A 16,912-nucleotide genomic window follows, 5' to 3' on the forward strand; every position below is an offset into this window, starting at 1 on the left:
TTAGTCCAGTTCATAGATATCAGAGGGGTCGGCGATACGGAATCCGGCGTTCTTCAGCGCTTCCTCGACGGACTGCGGGTTTTCGACTTTCAGGATATCGAGGGCATCGTCGGTGCTGGAGGAAATGCAGTAGAGGTACTCGATGTTCACGCCGGTGCCGTCGAGGGCATCGAGCGCCTCTACCAGCCCGCCGGCGCGATCGGCTACATAGACGCCCAGGACATCGACGGTGCGGGCGCGGTATCCACGCCGCTCCAGCTCGAGTGCCGCCGCTTCGGGTCGATCGCATAGGAAGCGCGCGACTCCGTATTCGGCCGTGTCGGCCAGCACGAGCGCGTGCACGTTGATGCGCGCGTCGGCCAGCGCCCTGCATACAGACGAGAGCCGTCCCTGCTCGTTTGCTAGAAAAACGGTAAGCTGCTTGATCATCGCGCCACCTTCTCCCTCAGATCGAATACGCGCTTCGCTTTCCCCTCGGAGCGCTCGATGCTCATCGGTTCGACCAGCTTTACGTCCACGCCTATCTGCAGGTTGCTCTTGAGCTCGGCTTTGAGGCGGGCTTTGACTTCCTCGAGCTTCCTGATCTCGTCGAAGGGGAACTCGGGAACGGTTTCCACCTGCAGCTCCATGCGGTCGAGGTGCCCGTCTGTGCGCAGGATGATCTTGTACTGGGCCGCGATTTCGGGAATGGCGGTGATCACCTGCTCGATCTGAGACGGGAACACGTTCACGCCGCGGATGATCATCATGTCGTCGGAGCGTCCGACGATGTTGTCGATCATGCGGTGCGTGCGTCCGCAGGCGCACGTGCGATCGACGATGCGGGTGATGTCGCGCGTGCGGTAGCGCACCATGGGGCAGCACTCGCGCGTGAGCGTGGTGAACACCAGTTCGCCGTATTGGCCGTCGGGAACGGGAAGAAGCGTGTCGGGATCGATGATCTCGGCGTAGAAGTGGTCTTCTGCAAGATGGAGCCCGTTGTCGTGCTCGCAGGAAAACGCGACGCCCGGCCCCATGATCTCGGAAAGGCCGTAGACGTTCACGTAGCGGATGCCCAGCTTCCGCGCAAGTTCGGTTTTGAGGCCGTCGGAGGCCGCTTCGGCTCCGAAGATGCCGGCCGTCAGCTTCAGGTCGGTGCGCGGATCCATGCCCATCTCTATCATGGTGTCGGCCAAAAGCAGCGCGTAGGAAGGCGTGCAGGCGATGATGGTGGTGCCCAGATCCTTCATCATCTGGATCTGGCGCTGCGTGTTGCCCGACGAGGTGGGGATAACCGTGGCTCCGGCCCGCTCGCTTCCGGTGTGGGCTCCCAAACCTCCTGTGAACAGGCCGTATCCGTAGGAAACCTGAACGGTCGACTTGGGTCCTCCCCCGGCCATGTAGATGCCGCGCGCGAAGCAGTCGGCCCAGTTGGCCAGGTCGGACGCGGTGCTGCCCACAACGGTGGCCTGCCCGGTGGTGCCCGATGACGCGTGGATGCGCGCAACGCGGTGCTGATCGACCGCGAATAGGCCGAACGGGTAGTTATCGCGCATATCCTGCTTCTTGATGAAGGGGAATTCGGAAAGGTCTTCAAGCGACCTGAGGTCGCCCGGCTCCACCCCCGCCTCCTTCCAGGATTCGCGGTAGAAGGGGATGTTGTCGAAGGCGTGCTGAACCGTCCATCGAGCGCGCTTGAACTGCAGCTTCCTCAGCTGCTCTCGAGACATGGTCTCGATGTCCGGCTGGTAGTACGCCATCATCCTCGCCTTTCTTTCCAAACAGGGTCGCGAAAAAAACATCCCCTGCTGGGGACAACGCAATCATACCAGGTGATTAGCTATTTTCTGGATGTGTTGGATTCGTTAACACACAAGTAATACGTTTGGGGAAAGCCCCTACGACACCAAAACGGCCAGCAGCGGGATGGTGGCAAGAGCGAGGATCGTGGTGATGAACGTTCCTTGCGACATGGCCTTCACGTCGCCGTCGTACATGAGGGCCATCATGATGCCCATCGACGCCACCGGCATGCCGGCACCCACGACGATAACGCCGAGGATCAGCGGATCGTCGATGAAGGGGCGCAGCGCGAAGAACAGTGCGACGGGGATCGCCAGCAGGCGCACGAGAGAGGTGAGGTAGGGTTTGACGTGCGACAGCGTTTCCTTCGGCGACAGGGTGGCAAGAGTCGAGCCGATGATCAGCATCGAGGCGGGAACCGTCATCTGGCCTATGTAGTTGAGGGTGCTGCCCACCAGGCCCCCGTTGTCGGTGATTCCCAGCGATGCCAGCACGAGCGCGACGATGCAGGCGATCATGGCGGGGTTCATGAGGTTGCGCAGGACCTTTTTCGCCCGTCGCTTGAACGACGCCCCCTTTGCGGCGCCCCCCTGCCTGATCATTGATTCTCCGCAGGTGAATGCGAAGATGTTGAACGGAATGTTGTTGATGACGCCGTAGAACACCGCGGCTGGCCCGAATATGGCGTTGAGGATGGGAAGCCCGACGAAGCTGGTGTTTCCGAATCCCATCATGAACGAGTGGGCGCCGCGCGTTGCGGGTTCGATGTTGGGGTACAGGCGCGGCACAAGATAGGAAATGACCATCATCAGCGCGTAGGCGAGCATCGAAAATCCCAGGATGCGCATGATGGTGGCGAAGTCGGGCAGGCCGGTGTTGTTCAGCACCGACGACACCATGAGGGCGGGCAGCGAGAAGTTCATCACGAGACGCGACAGCGCGGTGTCGAACGCGCTGTTCATGAAGTCGAGTTTACGGGCGATAACGCCGGCGGCGGCAAGAAGGGTGAGCTCGATCATCTGAAAGGCTGCGTGCGAAAATATATCCATGCTGAACTTCTTAGTCTCTTTAGTCTCTTCAGGTTCCAACGAACAGGGAGACACCTCGCGCGAAGGTGTCTCCCTGAATTCAATCTATACCAACGGACCGCGGTTTTCCCCTCTTACAACCGAAACCCACAGGTACGTAACAAACGCTTAATTCTTCCGATCGGACAGCAGGCGGTTGAGGGCGTTCACGTAGGCCTTCGCAGACGACACGATGATGTCGCCGTCGGCTCCCCTGCCGGCGAAGACGCGTCCGTCGGATGCGGCCACGCGCACCGTGACCTCGCCGAGGGCGGCCAGGCCGCGGGTGACGGACTGGACGGAGAATTCCGACAGCTCGTTATCGACGCGGATGATCTGATTCACGGCCTTGAACACCGCATCGATGGGCCCCACGCCGTAGGTGCACACCGTGGCATCGGCGCCGTCGGGGTCTTTCAGGGTGACCGTGGCCGTGGGGATAAGGGGATATCCGCTGGACACCTGGACGCTCACGATGGAGTACAGGGCCGCAGCCTCGCGCTCGCGTTCGTTCACCAGGCTTTCCAGGTCTTCGTCGAACACTTCCTTTTTCTTGTCGGCCAGGTCGAGGAAGGCTTCGTAGATCTTGTCGAGCTCGTCTTTTTCGAACTCGTACCCCAGTTCGATCAGGCGGTGCTTGAGCGCTGCGTGGCCCGAGCGCGCTGTGAGAATGATCTTGGACTGTCCCGCGCCAACCTCTTCGGGGTCGATGATCTCGTAGGTCGAGCGCTGCTTCAGCACGCCGTCTTGGTGGATGCCCGAGGAATGGGCGAATGCGTTGGCGCCCACGATGGCCTTGTTGGCCTGGACGTTCATGCCGGTGATGGACGACACGAGGCGGCTTGCCCTCACGAATTCGCGGGTGTTCACATCGGTGTGGGCGTCGAGCTCTTCGCCGTGCATGCGGATGGCCATGACGACCTCTTCCATGGCGGTGTTGCCCGCGCGCTCGCCCAGGCCGTTGATGGTGCACTCGATCTGGGTCGCGCCGTTTCGCACGCCGGCCATGGCAAGTGCGGTGGCCATGCCTAGATCGTTATGGCAGTGCACCGAGATATCGACGTTTTCGATGCCGCGCACGTTGTCGTGCAGGTACTTGATGCGCCGTCCGTATTCTTCGGGCAGCGAGAACCCGGTGGTGTCGGGAATGTTGACGACGGTGGCTCCCGCGTCAACGACGGCTTGGATCACGCGCACCAAGAAGTCGTAGTCGGAGCGGCCCGCATCTTCGGCGTAGAACTCGACGTCATCGACGAAGCGCTTGGCGTACGAAACGCATTCGACAGCGCGCTCGACAACCTGGTCTTCGGTCATCTTCAGCTTGTCGCGCATATGGGAGGGCGAAACGCCGATGCCGGTGTGGATGCGGGGGCGCTTGGCGTATTTCAGGGCGTCGGCGGCGCTGTCGATGTCTTTTTTGACGGCGCGGGTGAGGGCGCAGACCGTGGCGTTGTCACCCGCCAGCTCGGCGATGCGCCGCACGCTCTCGAAGTCGCCCGGGCTCGAAATCGGAAAACCCGCCTCGATCACGTCGACGTTCAAGCGCAGAAGCTCGCGCGCCACCACCAGTTTCTCCTCGGTGTTCATCGATGCGCCGGGCGACTGCTCGCCGTCGCGCAAGGTGGTGTCGAAGATCTTGATCTTCCGAGTCATGCGAGTCTCCTTTCCGGGAAGCAAGGGTTTGCCGAGGCCGGAGGCGCGCCCGCTTCCGGCCTCGAGGGTTTGCTATTTCTTGATCCAGGTGAACATCGAGCGGATCTTCTCGCCGGTCTTTTCGATCTCGTGGTTGTTGATGGCTTCGCGCTGCTCGAGCAGCCACTTGTGGTTGTCGTTGCAGTCGGCCACGAACTCGCGGGCGAAGTCCCCGTTCTGGATGCGTTCGAGGATTTCCCTCATAGCCGCGCGCGACTCGTCGTTGATGACCTTGGGGCCGGCGTAGTACTCGCCGTACTCGGCGGTGTTGGAGATCGAGTAGTTCATGAAGTGGATGCCGCTTTCGTACATGAGGTCCACGATCATCTTCATCTCGTGATAGCACTCGAAGTAGGCAAGTTCGGCCGGATAGCCTGCGTCAACCAGCGTCTCGAAGCCGGCTTTCACCAGCTCGACCAAGCCGCCGCACAGAACCGCTTGCTCGCCGAAAAGGTCCTCTTCGGTTTCCTGGGCGAACGTGGCCTTGATGATGCCCGTGCGGGCGCCGCCCACGCCCCAGCAGTACGACAGCGCGATGTCCCAGGCGTCGCCCGTGGCGTCCTGGTGCACGCAGGCCAGATCGGGAACGCCCGAACCTTCGGTGTATTGGCGGCGGACGATGTGCCCGGGGCCCTTGGGAGCGCACATGATAACGTTCACGTCTTCCGGAGCGGTGATGTATCCGTAGTGCACGTTGAAGCCGTGCGCGAACGCGAGGGTGTCGCCGGCGTGCAGGTGCGGGGCGATTTGCTGTTCGTAGACCTTGGCCTGGATCTCGTCGGGAACGAGGATCATGATGACGTCGGCCTCTTCGGCGGCCTGCTCGATGGAAACGACGTTGAGGCCCGCTTCGCGGGCGGACTCGGCCGAAGAGGAGCCTTCGCGCAGGCCGACGCGGACGTCGCATCCCGAATCCTTGAGGTTGAGCGCATGGGCGTGACCCTGCGATCCGTATCCGATGACGGCGATCTTTTTACCCTTGATGACCTCGGGGTTGCAGTCCTGTTCGTAGTAGATGGTGACAGCCATGTCGTTTCCTTTCGTCTGGTTGGCTGCTGTTACTGGTATCGCGAGCGCGGGCGCGCAGGTGATCGGTTAGCTTTCCTTCGAGCTTCGGCCCATGGCGATCTTGCCGGTGCGCGTGGCCTCCTTCAGGCCGTAGGCGCGGAACAGATCCTCCATGCCCTTGAGCTTCGCCTCGTCGCCCGTGGCTTCGACGGTAAGCGAGGTGCGGCCCACGTCCACGATGTTGGCGCGGAACACGTTGGCGATCTCGATGATCTCGCCGCGCCGTTCGGCCGGGGCGTTCACCTTGAACAAAACCAGCTCGCGCTCGATGGCGCTGTCGTTGGTGAGGTCGCTGATCTTGTGCACGCTGGTAAGCTTGTGAAGCTGCTTGGTGAGCTGCTCGTAGGCCACTTCGTTGGCGTTCACGATGACGGTGACGCGCGACTTGGTGGGGTCTTCGGTGGGTCCGACGGACAGCGACTCGATGTTGAACCCGCGTCGCGAGATGAGGCCGGTGACGCGCGAGAGCACGCCGGGGCTGTTCTCGACCAAAATGGAAAGCACGTGTTTCATCAGTTCGCTCCTTCCGGCGTTGCCACTTCCGGCGAATCCTCGGGTCCTACACGCACGGCGCCTGCCGAGCTGTCGATGGCCCCGGTGACTTCCGAGAGGCCCTTGCCCGGCGCCACCATGGGAAACACGCTCTGGTCGCGCGGGATGCACACGTCTAGCAGGTAGGGGCCCTGCGCATCGAGCATGCGCTTGTAGGCCGCTGCGAGCTCGCTTGCGCTGGTCACCTGTTCTCCTTGCCATCCGTAGGCGTCGGCCAGCTTCACGAAATCGGGGTTGTCGGCCAGTTCGGTGAAGGAGTAGCGGCGCTTGTAGAACAGCTTTTGCCATTGGCGCACCATGCCGAGCGCCCGGTTGTCCAGCACCACCACCTTCACCGGTACGTTGCCGATGGCGGCCGTGGCCATTTCCTGGCTGTTCATCTGGAACGATCCGTCTCCGGCGATGCAGACGACGGTCTTGTCGGGACACCCTATGGCCGCTCCGATGGCGGCGGGGAACCCGAACCCCATGGTGCCGGCGCCCCCCGAACTGAGGAAGGTGCGCGGGCGTTCGGTGTCGATGAACTGCGCGGCCCACATCTGATGCTGGCCCACCTCGGTAACGACGATGGTGTTCTCAGCGTCGATGAGGCGTGAGAGCAGCTGGATGGACACCTCGGGCACGATCACGTCGTTGTCGGGATCGAGGCGCTTGTCGTAGAGCGGGTAGCGGTTGCGCCAGGCGGCCACCTCGGCCAGCCAGTCGGCAGTGTCGGGTGCCTTCTTAGACTTGGCGAAGATTTCGATAAGGCTGGCGAACACGGACTTCAGGTCTCCCACGACGGGGATCTGCGGGTCGATGATCTTGCCGATCTCGGCCGGATCGATGTCGATGTGGATGAGATCGGCGTTGGGCGCGAAGCTTTTCACGTTGCCCGTCACGCGATCGGAGAAGCGCGCTCCCGAGGCGATGATGAGGTCGGCGTGGTTCAGGGTGAGATTGGCGTACTTGGAGCCGTGCATGCCCACCATGCCGAGGTTCAGCGAGTCGTCCGTCGCCATGATGCCCTTGCTCATAAGCGTGGTTACCACGGGGATTTTCAACATGTTGGCGAGCTGGGACACCTCGGCCGCCGCGTTCGACGCGATGGCTCCCCCGCCGACGTAGAACACCGGGCGGCGCGCCTGCGCGATGCGCTCGGCTGCAGCACGGATCTGCTTGGCGTTGCCGCGGTAGGTGGGTCGGTACGACGGGATGTTCACGTCGTCGGGATACTGAAACACCACGTCCTCGACGGTGATGTCGGACGGAATGTCGATCAGTACGGGGCCGGGACGCCCTGTTTTCGCGATATGGAAGGCTTCGCGGAAGGTCGACGCCAGCTGGTCCACCGACTGCAGCAGGTAGCTGTGCTTGACGATGGGCATGGTGATGCCCACGATGTCGGATTCCTGGAAGGCGTCGGTGCCGATGACGGCACGCGGCACCTGTCCGGTGATGATCACCAGGGGAACCGAGTCCATGTAGGCCGTTGCGATGCCGGTGACCGTGTTGGTGGCCCCCGGACCGCTTGTCACCAGCACAACGCCCACGTTGCCCGTGGCGCGCGCATAGCCGTCGGCGGCATGCACCGCTCCCTGCTCGTGGCGCACCAGCACGTGCTTGATGATCTCGGAATCGTACAGGGCGTCGTAGATGCGGATGACCTGTCCTCCCGGGTATCCGAAAAGGGTGTCGACCCCTTCGGCCTCAAGCGAGGCGATGACGGCCTGCGCGCCGGTCATCCGCATCCCCTGCTTGGCGTTGCGGCTTCCCAAACCCTTCGGCGCGCCGGCGCGGGCGACTGTTATGGCCGCGCGCTCGCCGGTGGCGGTGTTCTTGGTGGATTCGCTCACGATACAAACGCTCCTTCATCTGCGGAACTGACAAGTTTTGCGTATTTAGCCAGCACGCCGTGGTTGTGCTTGGGGGCTGGCGGGACGAACGCGGTGCGTCGGCGTTCGAACTCTTCGTCGCTGATGTTGAGGTTGAGCGCTCCCCCTTCGATATCGACGGTGATGGAGTCGCCCTCTTCGACAAGCGCGATGGGCCCGCCCGCCGCGGCTTCCGGGCTGATGTGCCCGATGGCCGGGCCCTTCGTCGCGCCCGAGAAGCGCCCGTCGGTGAGAAGCGCCACGCTGGTGGACAGCCCCATGCCGACGATGGACGAGGTGGGCGTTAGCATCTCGCGCATGCCGGGCCCGCCCTTGGGGCCTTCGTAGCGGATAACCACGACGTCTCCCGGGTTGATGCCGCCTGCGTTGATGCAGGCGCAAGCCTCTTCCTCGCTATCGAACACGCGGGCGGGGCCCGTGTGGGTCATCATGGAGGGATCGACTGCCGATTTCTTCACGATGCCGCCTTTGGGAGCGAGGTTTCCATGCAGGACGCGCAGCGCTCCAACCGGGGAGAACGGGTTTTCGGCAGTGCGGCACACTTCGCCGTCTGCGGGCGCGGTGCAGGTTCTCAGGTATTCGTCGAGCGGACCCATGCAGGTGAGCGCGGTGCGATCGAGCTTCCCGGCGCGGTCGAGCTCGTGCATGACCACGGGAACGCCGCCCACTTCGTAGAGGTCAGACAGGGGGCGCGGGCCCGAGGGCTGGAGCTTCACCAGATGGGGCGTGGTCGCCGAGACGCGGTCCCAGTCGTCCATCGTGACGGGATGCCCTGCCTGCCGCGCGATGGCGGTGAGGTGCAGCACCGTGTTGGTGGAGCCGCCGAACGCCATGTCGCACGACATGGCGTTGTGGATCGCGGGCGCGCTTACGATGTCGCCGATGCGCACGTTTTTCTCGACCAGCTCCATCACTTTCATGCCCGCACGCTTGGCCAGGCGGATGCGTTCGGAGTACACGGCCGGGACGGTGCCGTTTCCGGGAAGCGCGATGCCCAAAGCCTCGCACAGGCAGTTCATCGAGTTGGCGGTGAACATGCCCGAGCAGCTTCCGCAGGTGGGGCACGCCGTATTCTCGAAGTACTTCAGCTCGTCTTCGGGCATGCGGCCCGCCTGAACGGCCGCTGCACCGTCGAACAGCGTGTTCAGGTCGGTAGAGGGGCCGCATCCGCCTCGCTGCTTGCCGGCAAGCATGGGGCCGCCCGATACGAACACCGTGGGGATGTTCACGCGCAGAGCGCCCAAGATCATGCCGGGAACCACCTTGTCGCAGTTGGGGATGCAGACGATGCCGTCGAACGCGTGACCCTCGACGGCGCACTCCAGCGAGTCGGCGATAACGTCGCGGCTCACCAGCGAGTAGTGCATGCCGCGGTGGTTCATGGCGATGCCGTCGCACACGCCGATGGTCGAGATCTCGAAGGGAACGCCTCCGGCCATGTAGATGCCCGCCTTGACGGCGTCGGCGATTTTATCCAGGTTGTTGTGGCCGGGGATGATGTCGTTGCGGGAGTTGACGACGGCGATGAGGGGGCGGCCCATCTCCTCGTCGGTGACGCCGTCGGCCTTCAGCAGGCTGCGATGCGGCGCGCGCATGACTCCCTGCGTGATCTGCGAGCTTCTCAAATCCATCGTGCTACCTCTCTCTTTTTTTTGCCCGGCTGCCGGTAAACCGGCGGCTGCAATAAAAAAATCCCACAGCAGCAAGCCTGCTGGGGACCTCAGAGAGAACTGACGGATACAGGGTACACCGCACCTGCAACGGTGCGGATCCGCTCGTTCAGACCTGTAACGGGGCCGCCGGCTCAGCTTACTGACCATGCAAGCAGAGCGGATGTTGGCCGATACTCGCACAGCGTTCAGAAGAACTGCTCGGAGGGGGCATTCGGAGCATTCACCATCGGCTTGCAGCAACCGCCGACTCTCTTGAAGATGAACTAGCTCGTACTGTCCTCGTCATCGCATTTCATGTAATGAACTGCTGCGCAGTATACGCCGCCCGTCCGGGGCGCGATGGTGAAAATCGGACCCACACAAGGGCAACACATCAGGCGCGTTACGCTTCCTTCATTACGCGCAGGATGGCGGCGTAGACGGCGTGAACGTGCTCGTCGTCGAGGGGACCCTCGTTTGCTTCGGCGGTTTTCTCCAGAATCTCCTCTTCGCGCCGCGCGTCGAAGATTCCCAGGTGCTCGGTGGATTTCAGATCGCGGATCGCCAGGGAGCGTGCGCAGCGTTCGTTCAAGAGACGCACGATCTGACGGTCGATGCGGTCGATCTCGATTCGATTGCGTCCGATCGCATCGAGGTTCTCCTGATTGGTCATGATGCTCCCCTTCCCTTTTCCTGCCTGCGGTTGCTTCCTGTGTCGCTGTTTGCCTCGGCCGGTGCGGCTTTCGGCGCGCGGTGTTTGCCGGCGAATCCTACACGATGGTCTTTCCCAGTGCGGCGGCGATGGCGCGCAGGTCGTTCACCAGCGATTCGAACTGAGGAAGCGATAGCTGCTGGGCGCTGTCGGATTTCGCGGCGCGGGGGTTGGGGTGCACCTCGATCATGATGCTGTCGGCACCCGCTGCGATGGCCGCCTTGGCCAGTGCGGGAACGAGGTCGCGCTGGCCGGCCGCGTGCGACACGTCCACGCACACCGGCATGGTGGACAGCTTGTGGATCACCGGGACGGCCGAGATATCCAGCGTGAAGCGGGTGGCGGTCTCGAAGGTGCGCAGGCCTCGTTCGCACAAAACGATGTTGCGGTTGCCCTCCATCGCAAGGTAGTCGCTTGCGGCCAGCCACTCTTCAATGGTTCCGGCAAACCCGCGCTTGAACAGCACCATCTTCTGGGATGCGGCAGTGGCCTTCCCCACTTTGCGCAGAAGACTGAAGTTCTGAAAGTTGCGCGCGCCGATCTGGATGCCATCGACGTGGGAGTCGACCAGGTCCACCAATTCGGTGTCCATTACCTCGGTGAGCGCTTTGAGGCCATGCGCATGCGCCGAGTCGCGCATGATGCGAAGGCCCTCCTCTCCCAGGCCCTGGAACGAGTACGGGTTCGTGCGCGGCTTGTAGGCGCCTCCCCGGATCCAGGTCAACTCCAGGTTTTTCAAGCAGGCGGCCACTTCGTCGAACTGCTCGAAGGACTCTACCGAGCAAGGGCCGCAGAACAGCGTGACGGTATCGTCTCGCTGCCCCAGGTCGGGAAGTTTTTCGGCAAGGTCTGCGCCCATGGTCACCTCCTTTCTCTCGCTCGCCGTGCTGCGCACGTTCTTATTGCGCGAAGCCGCCCATGAGGACGCCGAAGTAGCCCAGGACGGCCAGGCCGACAAGGATGCGGTAGATGCCGAATGCGGTGAAGTCGTGGCGCTTCACGAAGTTGACCAGGAATTTGATGGCGACAAGCGACACGATGAAAGCGGTGACGATGCCGATGCCGAAGACGGTCCATTCGGCCTGCGTGTAGTCGAAGCCGTGCTTGACGAACTTCAGCAGGCTCCATCCGGCCATGATGGGGATGGCCAGGAAGAATGCGAACTCGGTGGCTATGGTGCGCGAGGTGCCCAGAAGCATGGATCCGATGATGATCGAGCCCGAGCGCGAGGTGCCGGGCACGATGGCGAGGCTCTGGAATACGCCGATGGCGAACGCTTTTCCCAGCGACAGGTCGTCGAACGTGCGGACTTTCGAGATGATCTCGGAGGTGTCCTCAACCTCTTTCTCGTCGGTCCACTTGAAGGAGCGGATGCGCTGGCATTCGGTATCACCGGGCTTGCAGGCGGCGTGGCGGCCCCGCGGAGCCTGGGCGTCGGCGATGCGGCGGCGGTTGACGGCCTCCATGACGATGAAGACGACGCCGTAGGCGATGAGCGCCGCGGCGACCACGATGTAGCCGACTTTAGCATTGTTCATCACATGCTCTTCGAACCAATGGTCCAGCAAGATGCCCACGATGGCGGCCGGGATGGACCCGACGACGATCTTCGCCCAGATGCCCCAGGTGCTCTTGCGCTCGGCGGGAGTCTTGCGGATGGCGAAGGGGTTGAGTTTGCGGAAGTAGGTGGTGATGACCGCAAGGATGGCGCCAAGCTGGATGACCACGAGGAACACGTCGTAGAACGCAGGCGACACGTTCAGACTGACGAACTGGTTCAGCAGCATCATGTGGCCGGTTGACGAGACGGGCAGCCATTCGGTGATGCCCTCGACGATGCCGAACAACAGGGCTTTCAAAAGCTCGATAAGGTCCATGCAGGTAACTCTCCTACTTTTCGCGTCGGTGGCGTGCGGATTGCGGACAGTGAACCATCCTAGCGCAACGGGGTTTCCGGGTGCGCTTTGGCGCGGATGGAGCACCAAAGTACCACGGGGTGCGGGTTTTGCATGGGTTTCGCCGTGACGAGGGCGGTCGGCCTTCCCTGCTGCTGCCGCTGTTTGGCTGTGCCGCGTCGATGAAGCGTTCGGGCGAGGTGCCCGCAGTCCGCTCGCGCAGCTATAATGCACGTAGGTATGTTGTGCGTGCCCGCAGCCCGAAGCGGTGGCGGCGCGTTGCTTTCGCCGGGCGGAAAGCTTGGCAGCGATCGAGAAGGAGCCGTTTTGTCTAACGAAGCCCAGAGCATGCAGAAGGTCGTCGTCCTCGATTTCGGCGCGCAGTACGGTCAGCTGATCGCGCGCCGGGTGCGCGATCTGTCGGTGTATTCCGAGATCGTCCCCTGCGATATTTCCGCCGGCGAGTTAAGCGCGCTCGATCCTGCCGCCATCATCTTGTCTGGCGGCCCGGCCAGCGTGTACGCCGAAGACGCTCCCAAAATCGATCCCGACGTGCTGAACCTGGGCGTTCCCGTGCTGGGCTTCTGCTACGGGCAGCAGATCATGGCGGTCACCCTGGGCGGCGTCGTGGGCCACACCGAGAAGGGCGAATACGGCGCGGCCCAGATTGTGCGCGAGGGCGACAGCTGGCTTCTGGGCGACACTCCCGCACAGCAGACTGTGTGGATGAGCCATCGCGACGCGGTGAGCGAGGTTCCCGAGGGGTTTGCGATCACATCGCGCACCGAGACCTGCCCCGTCGCTTCCATGGAGTGCGCCGAGCGCAACCTGTATGCCACGCAGTTCCATCCCGAGGTGCGTCATACTCCCCACGGCACCGACATGCTGAAGAACTTCCTGTTCAAGATCTGCGGTCTTGAGGCCAACTGGAATATGGACAGCATCATCGAAGAGAGCGTGGCGGCCATTCGCCAGAAGGTGGGCGACAACCGCGTGATCTTGGGGCTGTCGGGCGGCGTTGACTCCAGCGTGGTGGCCGCGCTGTGCGCGCGTGCGATCGGCAAGCAGCTGACGTGCGTGTTCGTGAACCACGGGCTGCTGCGCAAGAACGAGCCCGAAGAGGTTGAAGAGGTGTTCACCAAGCAGTTCGACGTGGACTTCGTGCACGTTCACGCCGAGGATCGCTATGCCGATTTGCTGGCCGGTGTGACCGATCCCGAGCAGAAGCGGCGCATCATCGGCTCGCAGTTCTGGAACGAGTTCTTCAGCGTGGCACAGGATCTGGATGGCGTGAAGTTCTTGGCTCAGGGCACCATCTATCCCGACATCATCGAGAGCGGCGCGCGCAAGACCGGAGGCAAGGCGTCCACCATCAAGAGCCACCACAACCTCATCCCCTTCCCCGAGGGGGTGCATTTCGATCTGATCGAGCCTTTGGACCATTTCTTCAAAGACGAGGTGCGCGCGTTGGGAGAGGCCCTGGGCCTGCCCGACCACATTGTGCACCGTCAGCCCTTCCCCGGCCCCGGCCTGGCCATCCGTATCATCGGTGCGGTTGACAGGGAGAAGCTCGAGACCCTGAAGAATGCGGATGCGATCGTGCGCGAGGAGCTGGACGCGTACAACGCGCGCCTGTTCGAGGAGACCGGCGAGCGCAACGGCGAGCACAGCGTGTGGCAGTACTTTGCCGTGCTGCCCGACGTGAAGAGCGTGGGCGTGATGGGCGACGAGCGCACGTATGCGCGCCCCGTCATCCTGCGCGCGGTGGAGTCGAGCGACGCCATGACGGCGGACTGGGCGAAGCTGCCCTACGAGGTTTTGGCGCGCGTGAGCAGCCGTATTGTGGCCGAGGTGCCGGGCGTGAACCGCGTGGCCTACGACATCACCAGCAAGCCGCCCGCGACGATTGAGTGGGAATAAGCCTGGGTCAGGTTTATAAAACCACCTGCAACCATTCACTGCAATGCATGGCGACGCACTGCGTTTCAACGGTTGCCACGCCACTTGCAACAAACGGGAATAACAATTCCGAATCAGCCTCCGAAACCGCTTGGAATCGGGGGCTGTTTGTGCTGGTGTATGAACGATTTTGATTCGTGGTTACTCTATGGAGTGACGGGCGTTGGCGCGATTTGGCGCTGCCTGAAGATTGCTGGTCGCCATGGCGACTGACCAAGCCACCCGTAACAATTCCCAAGCGCGAAAACGCCGATTTTCGCCTGATTCGAATCAAACCCGAATCACGGTGCTTTCTAAAGATCAAATATCGCAAAACCGCAGGTAAAGCTAAGGGAATAACAAACCACGATTTCACTCGAAAATCCATCTGAATAACGCCCTCGCAGGCGCGAAAAAGTGGCCCGAAAGCCGCCTGTCTGATTCGCAATTATTCCCCGAGTGGCTTGCTCAGGCGCCGAATTCGGCCTTCCACGACTCGAGTTCCGCCTTGGTGATATCCCCGGCCTTCGCCGAATCAAGTACGCCCTTCCACGCTTTGATCGCAGCGGCGAGCTTCGGCGACTTCTCGGAGCGAGAATCGAAGCCGAGCACCATCATCCCGTCGACCTTCATCGGGACGAGCCCGAGCTCCTCGTTGAGTCTGAACAACAGCTCCAGAGCCTGTCTGCTCGATTCTAAGGGCACTTCCCTCAGCGCCTCGGGGGCGATTGCCAGAGCGGAGGCGATCGCCTGAATCTGGGACTCTCCCGGAGTCCTATTGCACAGCTCGTAGTTGCGGATGGCGGAGTCTGTCTGCCCACAGGCGGCGGCGAGCTGCTTCTGCGTCATCTTGCGCATCTTCCTGTACTTCTTTATGAGCTTCCCGGTCTTCAACTTCCCCTCCATGGCGATCTCAGTGCGGACCATTTTAATTCGTGTGGAAACTATAGCACGATATTGAACGGTATGTATTGACCGTTCGAAAATGAACGACTACCATGCAATTGCAAAACAGTTCAGAAACGAACGCTATGAGGTAGCATGGAAAAGCAGGAACCGCGCCTTCTCGGTGCGGCGGAAGTCGCCGACAGGCTCGGCGTCTGCCGCACGAAGGCCTACGGGATCATCCGGGAGCTCAACGAAGAGATGGAGACGCGCGGATGCAAGGTGATAGCCGGCCGCGTGAGCAACGAGATCTTCGAGGAGACGTTCTTCAACCCGAGGGGAGGGACAAAGCATGACCGTTAAGCAGTCCAAGAACGGCACCTGGTTCACGCAGTTCCGGTGCAAGAACAAGTTCGGCGAGGAAGTGCACAAGTGCAAGCGCGGATTCGGCACTGCGGAAGAAGCCCAAGCATGGGAGGACGACTTCATCGCCTCCGCCGGGTGCACGATGGCAATGACGTTCGAGGAGTTCTACGAGGTGTACGAGGCCGACGTGAGGCCACGCCTGCGCGAGCACACGTGGCGCAACAAGGACTACCTGGTCAGGTCGAAGATCATGCCCTACTTCAAGAACCGCCGCATGAGCGAGATCCAGGGCATCGACATCATCCGCTGGCAGAACGGCCTCATGGACGGCGGAAACAACCACGGGCAGGGCTACGCGCCCACGTATCTGCGCACCGTGAACAACCAGCTCTCCGCAATCCTGAACCACGCCGCCCGCTACTACGGGCTCCATCCCAACCCCGCGGTGCGCACCGTGAAGATGGGCGGCAAGGAGACGTCCGAGATGCGGTTCTGGACCAAAGAGGAGTACCTCAGGTTCGCCGACGAGATGATGGAGAGGCCGCGTGAGTTCCTGATGTTCGAGATCCTCTATTGGACCGGGATTCGCGAGGGGGAGATGCTCGCGCTCATGCCGTCGGCCTTCGACCTGCAACGTGGAACCATGCGCATCGACAAGTCGTACCAGCGCTTCGACGGCAGGGACGTCATAACGGATCCGAAGACCCCCAAGTCGATCCGAACCATCAAGCTCTCGAAGTTCCTTGTCGAGGAGATCGCCGACTACCTCAAGCGCCATCCGGAAATCGGCGCAGGAGACCGCATGTTCCCGGTCACCAAGTACCAGATCTCGCGCGCGATGAAGAACGGCTGCCAGAAGAGCGGGGTCAAGAAGATACGCGTGCACGACCTGCGCCACAGCCACGTGAGCCTGCTCATCGACAAGGGCTTCACAGCCCTCGCGATCGCCGAACGCATGGGCCACGAAGCAACCGACATCACGTTCCGCTACGCCCACCTGTTCCCCACGGTACAGGAGGACATGGCGAACGCGCTCGACGACGAGAGAGGAGGGTTCTAGATGCCCTGCCCCAACTACCGCAGGAAGCGGACCATCTCCAAGGCATTCCGCGTGAGCCGCGAGGAAGGCGAACGCATAGAGCTGCTGGCGAAGGCAGCCGGCGTCACGCAGCAGGAGTACATCATGGCAAAGCTCGAGGACAGGGAGTTCACCGTTGTGCCCGACATCCGCACCTACAAGATGCTCCGCGACTCGATGCGCCAGATCTACCAGGAGCTCTGCCGCCTGCGCGACTGCTCGACCATGGACGAGCGCCTGATCGCGAAGATCGAGCTGCTGAGCGACCTTTTCGTCGGCATCGCCGGAGATGCGGAACACGGCGAGCTCGAGAAGGAAGACAGTCTGATCGCGGATATGGAACGAGAGTAA

At 62.0% G+C, this 16,912-nt stretch carries 16 protein-coding genes; 4 read left to right on the forward strand and 12 right to left on the reverse strand.

Going from position 1 to position 16,912, the window contains the following annotated elements; translation table 11 throughout:
- The 11 genes from EIH26_RS05825 to EIH26_RS05875 form a co-directional block, all read right to left on the reverse strand.
- Nucleotides 1-429 (reverse strand): amino acid-binding protein, encoded by a 429-nt coding sequence (locus tag EIH26_RS05825; protein ID WP_124061301.1) that lies wholly within the window; start codon nucleotides 427-429, stop codon nucleotides 1-3.
- Nucleotides 426-1,742 (reverse strand): phenylacetate--CoA ligase family protein, encoded by a 1,317-nt coding sequence (locus EIH26_RS05830; protein WP_370453759.1) that lies wholly within the window; start codon nucleotides 1,740-1,742, stop codon nucleotides 426-428. The genes EIH26_RS05825 and EIH26_RS05830 overlap by 4 nt, the downstream gene beginning before the upstream one ends.
- A gap of 135 nt (nucleotides 1,743-1,877) precedes the next feature.
- Nucleotides 1,878-2,831 carry an AEC family transporter gene (locus tag EIH26_RS05835; protein WP_124061303.1) on the reverse strand — a complete coding sequence of 318 codons (954 nt, stop codon included), beginning with the start codon at nucleotides 2,829-2,831 and terminating at the stop codon, nucleotides 1,878-1,880.
- 147 nt (nucleotides 2,832-2,978) lie between these two features.
- The gene (locus EIH26_RS05840) at nucleotides 2,979-4,502 is read right to left on the reverse strand and encodes a 2-isopropylmalate synthase (protein WP_124061304.1); all 1,524 of its coding nucleotides are present in this window, start codon (nucleotides 4,500-4,502) and stop codon (nucleotides 2,979-2,981) included.
- Between the two features lie 72 nt (nucleotides 4,503-4,574).
- Entirely contained in the window at nucleotides 4,575-5,570 is a 996-nt protein-coding gene (gene ilvC / locus EIH26_RS05845) for a ketol-acid reductoisomerase (RefSeq protein WP_124061305.1), read from the reverse strand.
- Between the two features lie 66 nt (nucleotides 5,571-5,636).
- Nucleotides 5,637-6,122, reverse strand: coding sequence for an acetolactate synthase small subunit (ilvN, locus tag EIH26_RS05850; protein ID WP_124061306.1), 486 nt, complete (start codon nucleotides 6,120-6,122; stop codon nucleotides 5,637-5,639).
- Nucleotides 6,122-7,891: a biosynthetic-type acetolactate synthase large subunit gene (gene ilvB, locus EIH26_RS05855; protein ID WP_124061805.1), complete on the reverse strand. Its 1,770-nt coding sequence runs from the start codon at nucleotides 7,889-7,891 to the stop codon at nucleotides 6,122-6,124. Before ilvB ends, ilvN begins: the two co-directional genes overlap by 1 nt.
- 101 nt (nucleotides 7,892-7,992) lie before the next feature.
- Nucleotides 7,993-9,666, reverse strand: a complete 1,674-nt coding sequence (ilvD, locus tag EIH26_RS05860; RefSeq protein WP_124061307.1) for a dihydroxy-acid dehydratase — start codon at nucleotides 9,664-9,666, stop codon at nucleotides 7,993-7,995.
- 424 nt (nucleotides 9,667-10,090) lie between these two features.
- Nucleotides 10,091-10,360, reverse strand: a complete 270-nt coding sequence (locus EIH26_RS05865; RefSeq protein WP_124061308.1) for a chorismate mutase — start codon at nucleotides 10,358-10,360, stop codon at nucleotides 10,091-10,093.
- 97 nt (nucleotides 10,361-10,457) lie between these two features.
- Complete coding sequence (gene aroF / locus EIH26_RS05870; protein WP_124061309.1) at nucleotides 10,458-11,258, reverse strand: 3-deoxy-7-phosphoheptulonate synthase; 801 nt, start codon at nucleotides 11,256-11,258, stop codon at nucleotides 10,458-10,460.
- A gap of 40 nt (nucleotides 11,259-11,298) precedes the next feature.
- Nucleotides 11,299-12,276, reverse strand: coding sequence for an undecaprenyl-diphosphate phosphatase (locus tag EIH26_RS05875; RefSeq protein ID WP_124061310.1), 978 nt, complete (start codon nucleotides 12,274-12,276; stop codon nucleotides 11,299-11,301).
- 366 nt (nucleotides 12,277-12,642) lie between these two features.
- Here EIH26_RS05875 and guaA point away from each other — a divergent pair, with 366 nt between their 5' ends.
- Nucleotides 12,643-14,214 (forward strand): glutamine-hydrolyzing GMP synthase, encoded by a 1,572-nt coding sequence (gene guaA / locus EIH26_RS05880; RefSeq protein ID WP_124061806.1) that lies wholly within the window; start codon nucleotides 12,643-12,645, stop codon nucleotides 14,212-14,214.
- A 486-nt stretch (nucleotides 14,215-14,700) separates the two neighbouring features.
- Here the strand turns inward: guaA and EIH26_RS05885 are convergent, their stop codons facing one another.
- Nucleotides 14,701-15,138 (reverse strand): helix-turn-helix domain-containing protein, encoded by a 438-nt coding sequence (locus tag EIH26_RS05885; RefSeq protein WP_241152782.1) that lies wholly within the window; start codon nucleotides 15,136-15,138, stop codon nucleotides 14,701-14,703.
- Between the two features lie 135 nt (nucleotides 15,139-15,273).
- Between EIH26_RS05885 and EIH26_RS05890 the strand changes: the two genes are divergently transcribed.
- Genes EIH26_RS05890 through EIH26_RS05900 form a run of 3 tightly spaced genes read left to right on the forward strand, consistent with a single transcriptional unit; the run spans nucleotide 15,274 to nucleotide 16,912 of the window.
- A complete protein-coding gene (locus EIH26_RS05890) occupies nucleotides 15,274-15,480 on the forward strand; it encodes a hypothetical protein (RefSeq protein ID WP_124061312.1) in 207 nt (68 codons plus the stop codon).
- A complete protein-coding gene (locus tag EIH26_RS05895; RefSeq protein WP_124061313.1) occupies nucleotides 15,470-16,543 on the forward strand; it encodes a site-specific integrase in 1,074 nt (357 codons plus the stop codon). Before EIH26_RS05890 ends, EIH26_RS05895 begins: the two co-directional genes overlap by 11 nt.
- The gene (locus tag EIH26_RS05900; RefSeq protein ID WP_124061314.1) at nucleotides 16,544-16,912 is read left to right on the forward strand and encodes a mobilization protein; all 369 of its coding nucleotides are present in this window, start codon (nucleotides 16,544-16,546) and stop codon (nucleotides 16,910-16,912) included.

It is taken from the genome of Gordonibacter sp. Marseille-P4307 (assembly GCF_900604965.1).
Classification (GTDB): Bacteria; Actinomycetota; Coriobacteriia; order Coriobacteriales; family Eggerthellaceae; genus Berryella.